Origin of the sequence: Thioalkalivibrio sp. (genome assembly GCF_007692535.1) — a bacterium.
GTDB lineage: Bacteria > Pseudomonadota > Gammaproteobacteria > Ectothiorhodospirales > Ectothiorhodospiraceae > Thioalkalivibrio.
This window is the reverse complement of sequence record NZ_REBW01000217.1, coordinates 1-8,783: the sequence shown is the minus strand read 5'-3', so window position 1 is coordinate 8,783 and position 8,783 is coordinate 1. Positions and strand designations below refer to the sequence as shown.

Annotated in this window: 5 protein-coding genes; 4 read left to right on the top strand and 1 reads right to left on the bottom strand. The window is 68.3% G+C overall.

What is annotated here, in order from left to right:
- Positions 1-65 precede the first annotated feature (65 nt).
- On the top strand, positions 66-1,052 hold the full coding sequence (gene egtD, locus EA346_RS12615) for an L-histidine N(alpha)-methyltransferase (RefSeq protein ID WP_296759137.1): 987 nt from the start codon (positions 66-68) through the stop codon (positions 1,050-1,052).
- Between the two features lie 147 nt (positions 1,053-1,199).
- Here egtD and uvrD read toward each other — a convergent pair whose 3' ends face one another.
- Positions 1,200-3,395, bottom strand: a complete 2,196-nt coding sequence (gene uvrD, locus EA346_RS12610) for a DNA helicase II (protein ID WP_296759135.1) — start codon at positions 3,393-3,395, stop codon at positions 1,200-1,202.
- Between the two features lie 234 nt (positions 3,396-3,629).
- Here uvrD and EA346_RS12605 point away from each other — a divergent pair, with 234 nt between their 5' ends.
- The 3 genes from EA346_RS12605 (at position 3,630) to EA346_RS12595 (ending at position 8,569) form a co-directional block, all read left to right on the top strand.
- Positions 3,630-6,458, top strand: a complete 2,829-nt coding sequence (locus EA346_RS12605; protein ID WP_296759132.1) for a 2-oxoglutarate dehydrogenase E1 component — start codon at positions 3,630-3,632, stop codon at positions 6,456-6,458.
- A gap of 29 nt (positions 6,459-6,487) precedes the next feature.
- Positions 6,488-7,834: a 2-oxoglutarate dehydrogenase complex dihydrolipoyllysine-residue succinyltransferase gene (gene odhB, locus EA346_RS12600; protein ID WP_296759129.1), complete on the top strand. Its 1,347-nt coding sequence runs from the start codon at positions 6,488-6,490 to the stop codon at positions 7,832-7,834.
- Positions 7,835-8,059: 225 nt separating this feature from the next.
- Positions 8,060-8,569: a DUF302 domain-containing protein gene (locus EA346_RS12595; RefSeq protein WP_296759126.1), complete on the top strand. Its 510-nt coding sequence runs from the start codon at positions 8,060-8,062 to the stop codon at positions 8,567-8,569.
- The last annotated feature ends 214 nt before the right edge of the window (positions 8,570-8,783 follow it).

Below are 8,783 nucleotides of genomic sequence, written 5' to 3'. Positions count from 1 at the left end.
TGGGCCGTGACTTTCACGTTAACGTAGCGAACGTCCTTCAAGTCCGCAAACCTGGAGAAGCGAACGTGCCTTCCGCAATACCCCGACCCAACATCCAGTTTCACGACCTGCATCCGACGTTGGCCGATTTCCGGCACGAGGCCGTCGCCGGGCTGCGCCAAAGACCGCGCAGGATACCGCCGAAGTTCTTCTACGACGAACGCGGGTCGCAACTCTTCGATGCCATTACCGCGACCGCCGAGTACTATCCGACCCGCTCGGAGATGGAGATCCTCGAGACCCGCGCCGGCGAGATCGCGGAACGCATCGGGACCGGCAGCCTGCTGGTGGAGCCGGGTGGCGGCAGTTGCGCCAAGGTGCGCATCCTCCTCGGCGGGCTGGAGCCGGTCGCCTACGTCCCGATGGACATCTCCCGCGACCACCTGCACGCGGCAGCGCAGGAGTTGGCGGCAGAATTCCCCTGGCTCGAGGTCCACGCCGCCCACGCCGACTTCACCCAGCAGATGGAGCTGCCGCCGAGTGCGCCCGAGGGACCCAGAGTGGCCTTCTTTCCCGGCTCCAGCATCGGAAACTTCGATCCCGAGGCCGCGGTGGGCTTCATCGCCGCGGTGGCGGAGCTGGTGGGTCCCGGCGGATTCCTGCTGATCGGCGTCGATCTGCGCAAGGAAAAGGCCGTGCTCGACGCGGCCTACGATGACGCCGCGGGCGCGACCGCAGCGTTCAACCTGAATCTGCTCGAGCGGATGAACCGCGAACTGGAAGCGGACTTCGACCTGGACGCCTGGGCGCACCGCGCGGGCTACAACGAGCAGATGGGCCGGGTGGAGATGCACCTGCAGAGCCTGCGCGATCAACAGGTGCACGTCGCCGGCGAGGTCTTCGATTTCAGTGCGGGCGAAACGATCCACACCGAGAATTCCTACAAGTACCGTATCGACGAATTCCAGGACCTGGCCCGCCGCGCCGGCATGGATTCCGTGGGCGCCTGGACCGACCGCAAGGGCCTGTTCAGCGTGCACCTGCTCCGCAACATGGCCGCCGACGGGGCCTGAACCTGAACCGTGGTTGCGGCTGCTCCCCGCCGCATCACGGCCGGAGGCCACTCCTGCCGGGCCGCCGGCCTCGCGTAGCAGCGCCTTCCGGTCGCGATCCCCGCACCATCGCGGCCACGGGCCGCTCCTACGGGGCCTTGGCGGTGATCAGGTCAGCGGCTCCAGGCGGGCGAAGCTGAGCACCAGCCACTTGGCGCCGGCGTTGGCGAAGTGGACCTGGACGCGGGCCGAGGCGCCGCCGCCCTCGTACTCGGTGATCACGCCCTCGCCGAACTTCGCGTGGCGCACGCGTGAACCGATGGCCAGGCCGGCCTCCGCCGCTGCCGCCTGCTGCGGATTCAGGCCGGACGCGGTGCGATTGCCGGCGAAGCGGCCGGCGGGCCGACTCCGCGCCTGCGGGCGCAGGGCCTCGACCATCGCCTCCGGCAGTTCGCGAATGAACCGCGACGGCATGTTGTAGGACTCGCGCCCGTACAGGCGCCGGCTCTCGGCGTAGGTCAGGTAGAGCTCGCGCTCGGCCCGGGTCATGCCGACATAGGCCAGCCGGCGTTCCTCCTCCAGACGGCCCGGCTCCTCCAGCGAGCGGGCGTTCGGGAACAGCCCCTCCTCCAGGCCCACCAGGAACACCAGCGGAAACTCCAGGCCCTTCGCCGAGTGCAGGGTCATCATCTGCACCGCGTCCTCGTGCGGATCGGCGGCCCCCTCGCCGGCCTCGAGCGCGGCGTGGGCGAGGAACTCGGTCAGCCCGCCGGCGCGCTGCTCCGCGTCCGGGGGCAGTTCCTGCTCGAAGGCCCGGGCCGCGCCGATCAGTTCGTCCAGGTTCTCCAGCCGCGCCTGGCCACGCTCCCCCTTCTCGTTGGCATAGTGCTCGCGCAGGCCGGAGCGCTCGATGGTGCGCTCGACCTGGTCGGGCAGCGGCCGCGCGTCGGTCTCGTCACCGAGCTGGACCAGCAGCTGCAGGAAACCGGCCACCGCGTTGCGCGCGCGGCCCGCCAGCAGACCGTCCTGCACCGCCTGCACGGCAGCGCGGTACAGGCTGCTGTCCTCGCGCTGGGCCAGCTGGCGCAGTTCGTCGAGGGTCTTTTCGCCGATCCCGCGCGGGGGCTGGTTGACCACGCGCAGAAAGGCGGCGTCGTCGTCGCTGTTGCCGGCCAGGCGCAGGTAGGCCAGCGCGTCCCGGACCTCCTGGCGCTCGAAGAAACGCAGCCCGCCGTAGACCCGGTAGGGCATGCGCCGGGCGATGAAGGTCTCTTCCAGCACCCGCGACTGCGCGTTGGAGCGATACAGCACCGCACATTCACGGTACAGCCCGCCGTGCTCGACGTGACGGGCGATGGTTTCGGCGACGAAACGGGCCTCGTCCTGCTCGTTGATTGCGGCAAACAGACGCACCGGCGCGCCGTCGTGTCCCTCGGTCCAGAGTTCCTTGCCCATGCGCCCCTGGTTGTGCCGGATCAGGGCATTGGCGGCGTTCAGGATGTTGGCGCTGGAGCGGTAGTTCTGCTCCAGGCGCAGGACCTGGGTGCCCGGAAAGTCCTTCTGGAAGTGCTGCAGGTTCTCGATCCTGGCGCCGCGCCAGCCGTAGATGGACTGGTCGTCGTCGCCGACCGCGAACACCGGCGCGCCGGCACCCGCGAGCAGGCGCAGCCAGGCGTACTGGATGTCGTTGGTGTCCTGGAACTCGTCCACCAGCAGGTGCCGGAAGCGGTTGCGGTAATGCGTGAGCAGTTCCTCGTTGTCGCGCAGCAGTTCCAGCGCCCGCAGCAGCAGTTCGGCGAAGTCGACCACGCCGGCGCGGGTGCAGGCCTGCTCGTAGGCGGTGTAGACCCGCACCCACTGGCGCGAGATCGGGTCGCCGCTGTCCGGGAGGCTCTGCGGGCGCCGGCCCTCGTCCTTGCGCGCATTGATGAACCACTGCGCCTGCCGCGGTGGCCAGCGCGCCTCGTCCATCTCCAGGGCGCGCAGCACCCGGCGGATCAGGCGCAGCTGATCGTCGCTGTCCAGGATCTGGAAGCCCTGCGGCAGCTTCGCCTCCTGCCAGTGCTGGCGGAGCAGGCGATGCGCGAGGCCGTGGAAGGTGCCGACCCAGAGCCCGCTGACCGGCTGGCCGAGAAGCGTCTCGATGCGGCCGCGCATCTCGTTCGCCGCCTTGTTGGTGAAGGTCACCGCCAGCAGACTCCAGGGCGCGACTCCCTCGACCTCGATCAGCCAGGCGATCCGGTGCACCAGCACCCGCGTCTTGCCGCTGCCGGCGCCAGCCAGCACCAGCGTCGGTGCGGGCGGCGCCGCGACGGCATCGCGCTGGGCGGGATTCAGGGGGTCGAGCAGGCGGGAGACGTCCATCGGCGCATGGTAGCAAAAGGCCGCCATCCCGTAGACGGCGGGTCTTCGCGTTCTTCATGGCAAATCCGCCCTTCACGGCCGTGAGCGACGGCGCGTTGGGGAACCACTGCGCCCGGTGGTGGCCAACAGTATATTCAATGGTGCTGCAACGCGGAATTCTGGCGCCGTTCGCGTTAAGCTGTGAATAACAGAAACCGTCATTCCCGACACGAGTCAGGAGAGTCAGGAAAGGTCATGAACGAACCTCCCTCCAGGCAGCAGGCCCTCGCCATGCTGCGCCGCATGGATCTCCATCCCGACAGCATGGCGTTTGCCGAGGACCTGTTCGAGCGCTACCTCGCCGATCCGGAATCGGTGCCGGCCACCTGGGCCGACTACTTCAGTGCGCTGGACCGCGAGCCCGGACCCACGCCCCGGCGCCGCGCCGCCGACCGGGACTGCATCGAGAACCGCGATCTTCAACTCGAACGGATGCAGGTCAGGGTGCTGCAGTACATCAACTCCCACCGCTTCCTCGGCCACTTCGCGGCGCGGCTGGACCCGCTGGGACGCACGTCCCCGGACACGCCCGAGGAACTCACCCGCGGCTACCACAAGCTCGAAGACATCGACCCCGAGCAGGTCTTCGACCCCGGCTCGCTGCATGGCCCGAACCCGGCGCGCCTGGACGAGATCGAGTCCATCCTCAAGGACACGTACTGCGCCTGCATCGGCGCGGAGTTCATGCACCTGTCCGCCACCGCGGAGAAGCGCTGGCTGCAGCAGCGCCTCGAGTCCGTGCACGGTCACTTCGGGTTCGACCATGCCACGCGCATCGCCATTCTCGAACGCCTGACCGCCGCCGAGGGCCTGGAACGCTACCTGCACAACCGCTACGTCGGCCAGAAGCGCTTCTCGCTGGAGGGCGCGGAGAGCCTGATCCCGCTGCTGAACGCGCTGGCGCAGCGGGGCGGCGCCCGCGGGTTGAAGGAGATCGTGGTCGGCATGGCCCACCGCGGCCGATTGAACGTGCAGGTGAACATCTTCGGCAAGTCGCCGCGCGAGCTGGCCGACGAATTCGAGGGTCGGCACAGCCGCAACCGGGGCAGCGGCGACGTGAAGTATCACCTCGGCCTGTCCGCCGACCTCCAGACGCCCGGCGGGCGCCTGCACCTGGCGCTGGCCTTCAATCCCTCGCACCTTGAGATCGTGACGCCGGTGGTCCAGGGCTCCGTGCGCGCCCGGCAGGTGCGTCTGCGCGACAGGGCGGGGCAACGCGTCATGCCGGTGGTGATCCACGGCGACGCCGCCTTCGCGGGCCAGGGTGTGGTGATGGAAACCCTGAACATGTCGCAGACGCGGGGCTTCTCGACCAAGGGCACGATCCATATCGTGGTGAACAACCAGATCGGCTTCACCACCAGCACGCTGAAGGACGCGCGTTCCAGCCATTACGCGACCGACGTCGCGAAGATCGTCAGCGCGCCCATCCTGCACGTGAACGGCGACGATCCCGAGGCGGTGGTCTTCGTGACCCAGGTCGCGCTCGACTATCGCATGCGTTTCGCGAAGGACGTGGTCATCGACCTGGTCTGCTACCGGCGCCAGGGCCACAACGAGGCCGACGAGCCGGCGGCGACCCAGCCGATGATGTACCGCACCATCCGCAGCCTGCCGACCACGCGCGAGCGCTACGCGGCCAGGCTGGTCGAGGGAGGGGTGCTCGATGCGGACACGGCCGCACAGATGCAGGAACGCTACCGGGATTCGCTCGAGGCCGGCGAGTCGGTGGTCCCCGGCCTGCTGTCGACCGCCAGGGAAATCGACAGCCACCTGCCCACCGACTGGGTCTCCTTCGCCAACCAGACCTGGGATCAGGACGTTGCCACCGGCGCACCCAAGGAACAACTGGCGGCGCTGCTGCAACGCCTGAACGTCCTGCCCGAGGGCTTCACGGTGCATCCCCGCGTACGCCGCATCCTCGACGCCCGGCAGGCGATGGCGGCAGGCGACCAGACCCTGGACTGGGGCACCGCCGAGACGCTGGCCTATGCGACCCTGCTGCAGGACGGCTACCGGATTCGCATGTCGGGTCAGGACTCCGGCCGCGGCACCTTCTTCCACCGCCATGCGGTGCTGCACGACCAGGAGACCGGCGAGGCCTTCGTTCCGCTGCGCCAGCTCGACCCGGAAAATCCGCGCTTCCTGGTGATCGATTCCCTGCTGTCCGAGGAAGGGGTGCTGGCCTTCGAATACGGCTATGCCACCGCCTCGCCCAACGTCCTGGTCCTCTGGGAGGCCCAGTTCGGTGACTTCGTGAACGGGGCCCAGGTCGTGATCGACCAGTTCATCAGCTCCGGCGAGCAGAAGTGGGACCGCCTCTGCGGGCTGGTGCTGCTGCTGCCGCACGGCTACGAGGGGCAGGGGCCGGAGCACTCCTCCGCCCGCCCTGAGCGTTTTCTGCAACTCTGCGCGCAGGAGAACATGCAGGTCTGCGTGCCGACGACGCCGGCGCAGATGTTCCACCTGCTGCGCCGGCAGCTGCTGCGCCCCTACCGCAAGCCGCTGGTCGTGATGACGCCGAAGAGCCTGCTCCGGCACAAGCTCGCGGTCAGCGACCTCGGCGAACTGGCGGCCGGAAGCTTCCAGCCCGTGATCGACGACGTCGATGCGCCCGCGCCCGAAGCCGTGCGCCGGGTGCTGCTGACCGCGGGGCGCATCTACTACGACCTGCTCACCGAGAAGCGCGACGGTGAGCATGGCGACACCGCGATCCTCCGGCTGGAACAGTGCTACCCCTTCCCCGAGGCCTTGCTCACCCGGCTGCTGGGGCGCTATGACCAGGCCACGGAGTTCGTCTGGGTCCAGGATGAACCCGAGAACCAGGGCTACCTGGACTTCGTCGAGCCGCGCCTCAATGCCTTGCTGCAGGTGCGCGGGCAAAGCCTGCACGCCGTGGCGCGCGATCCTGCGGCCGCGCCGGCGGTGGGTTATCCGGAGGTGCACAAGACCGAACAGCAGGCACTGTTGCGACGCAGCTTCGGCCCCATCACCTCCAGGGACACACCGCGACCCACTGAATAATCGCCCACACCAGAGCCCAAGGAACCGTCATGTCGCCAGAACGCACCACCCTTCGCGTCCCCGAGTTGCCCGAATCGGTGGCCGACGCAACCGTCGTCGCGCTGCACAAGAAGGCCGGAGAACGGGTTCGGCGCGACGAGTTGCTGGTCGAACTGGAGACCGACAAGGTCGTGCTGGAGGTGCCGGCGCCGGCCGACGGCGTGCTGGACGAATTCACCGTCGAGGAAGGCGCCGTGGTGGAAGCCGACGCCGTGCTCGGCTTCATTACGCCGGGAGCGGCCGGGGAGACGACCGACACCGCCGGTTCCGAGGGCGATGCGGAGCCGCGGGGCGAGACCGCTGCAACCACTTCTGCCGACAGGCCCGACGCGGACAAGGCGTCAACGGAGACCGGGGACCGGGGACCGGGCGAGGCGCCTCCTCCGAGTCCGGCCGTGCGGCGCCTGCTCGCCGAACACGACGTCGATGCGAGCGAGATCGAGGGGACCGGCCAGAACGGACGGCTGCTGAAACAGGACGTGGAGCGCTTTCTCGCCAGGCGGGAAGAGATTCCCGAACCGCCAGCCGCCGACACCGCGACCACCGGGGCCCGCGAGGAAGCGAAGGCGGAACCCGCGCCAGCGGCACGACCGGAGCGCGAGCCGCCACGCGCACCCGCGCCGACGCCAACCGGGGCCCGCAGCGAGGAGCGGGTGGCGATGTCCCGGCTGCGTACGCGCATCGCCGAACGCCTGCTGCAGGCGAAGCAGACCACGGCGATGCTGACCACCTTCAACGAGGTGGACCTCACCGAGGTCATGGCGCTGCGTTCGCGACACCGGGACGCCTTCGAGAAGCGCCACGGCGTACGTCTCGGATTCATGGGCTTTTTCGTGGCCGCCTGCGCGCTGGCCCTGCGCCGGTTCCCGGTCGTGAACGCGGCGCTGGACGGCAACGAGATCGTGTACCACCACTACAGCGACGTCGGCATCGCCGTGTCGTCGCCGCGCGGGCTTGTCGTGCCGGTACTGCGCGACGTCGGCCACTTGTCCCTGGCGGCCATCGAGCAGCAGATCCGCGAATTCGCCGAGCGCGCCCGCGACGGCAAGCTCGAACTGGACGACCTGCGCGGAGGCACCTTCACCATCACCAACGGGGGGGTGTTCGGATCGCTGCTTTCGACGCCGATCCTGAACCCCCCGCAGAGCGCGATCCTCGGCATGCACAAGGTGCAGGAACGGCCCGTGGCGCTGAACGGCGAGGTGGTGATCCGGCCGATGATGTACCTGGCGCTGTCCTACGATCACCGCCTGATCGACGGTTCGGATGCCGTGCGATTCCTGGTGGCCGTCAAGGAATCGCTGGAGGATCCCGGCCGCATGCTGCTGGATCTTTGAGCCTTGCTGAACCCCATCGAGGACAGCCTGAGCGGCCGCCTATGGAGTGCGGGAGCTTGCTCCCGCTCTTTCGGCGCCGGAAGTCTGCGCGTACCCCGAGAGCGGCGGCAAGCCGCCGCACTCCACAGGCGCTGCGCGCCGGCGGGAATAACTCGGGCGGGCTCGAACGTCTGGTAGACTCAGAGCCGCCCTGCCAAACGACAACACCACCCCAGGAGGAACCCGATGAAGAAGATCCTTTTATCGCTCATGCTGTCTCTCGGCCTGATGGCGACCGCACAGGCATCCGAGATCGAAATGGACCGAGCCATGATGCAGCAGATGGTCCAGCAGAGCATCCAGAAGTGGCAGATCGAGGACGGCGTCTCGGTACAGGACGCGGTCGACTCCATGCAGCTGCGTGCCAACCTGCTGAACTTCATGATGGTCTCGGACCTGCCGCTGTCCGAACAGGTGCAGGCCATGGGCCACGAGGCCAACTACATGCGCATCCTCGCCTTCTGCGATGCGCTGATCGCCAACGAGATGGTCCAGTACGACATCATCTTCTCCGGCTTCCTCCCCTGCCGCATCGCCGTCGTCGAGGATGAGCATGGCCAGGGCTGGATCACCACCATGAACATGGACATGATGCTGTACGCGGTCGACCTGACCCCGGAGCTCGAAGTCCTCGCAACGCGGGTTCGCGACATCATCTACGAGATCGTCGACGCCGGCGTGACCGGCGACTTCTGATCCCAGGCGTCTATCGCCGGACTGCAAGCGGCCCTTCGGGGCCGCTTTTTTTTGGCCTAACGGACTGAACGCCGGCCGCCCACCAACGTCAGTCCAGCGGGGAAAGCACTACCGCCGAACCGTCGCCGCGCGGGTCCGGGGCGGCCTCGACGCGGCCATCCCGCCGGTCCCACTGGATCACCTGCATGTTGCCGAAGGGACGCAGCTGAGGGGC

Coding starts and splice junctions, on each gene's coding strand:
- uvrD (WP_296759135.1), bottom strand. CDS start 3,395: ATGGACGTCTCCCGCCTGCTCGACCCCCTGAATCCCGCCCAGCGCGAT.
- EA346_RS12605 (WP_296759132.1), top strand. CDS start 3,630: ATGAACGAACCTCCCTCCAGGCAGCAGGCCCTCGCCATGCTGCGCCGC.
- odhB (WP_296759129.1), top strand. CDS start 6,488: ATGTCGCCAGAACGCACCACCCTTCGCGTCCCCGAGTTGCCCGAATCG.
- EA346_RS12595 (WP_296759126.1), top strand. CDS start 8,060: ATGAAGAAGATCCTTTTATCGCTCATGCTGTCTCTCGGCCTGATGGCG.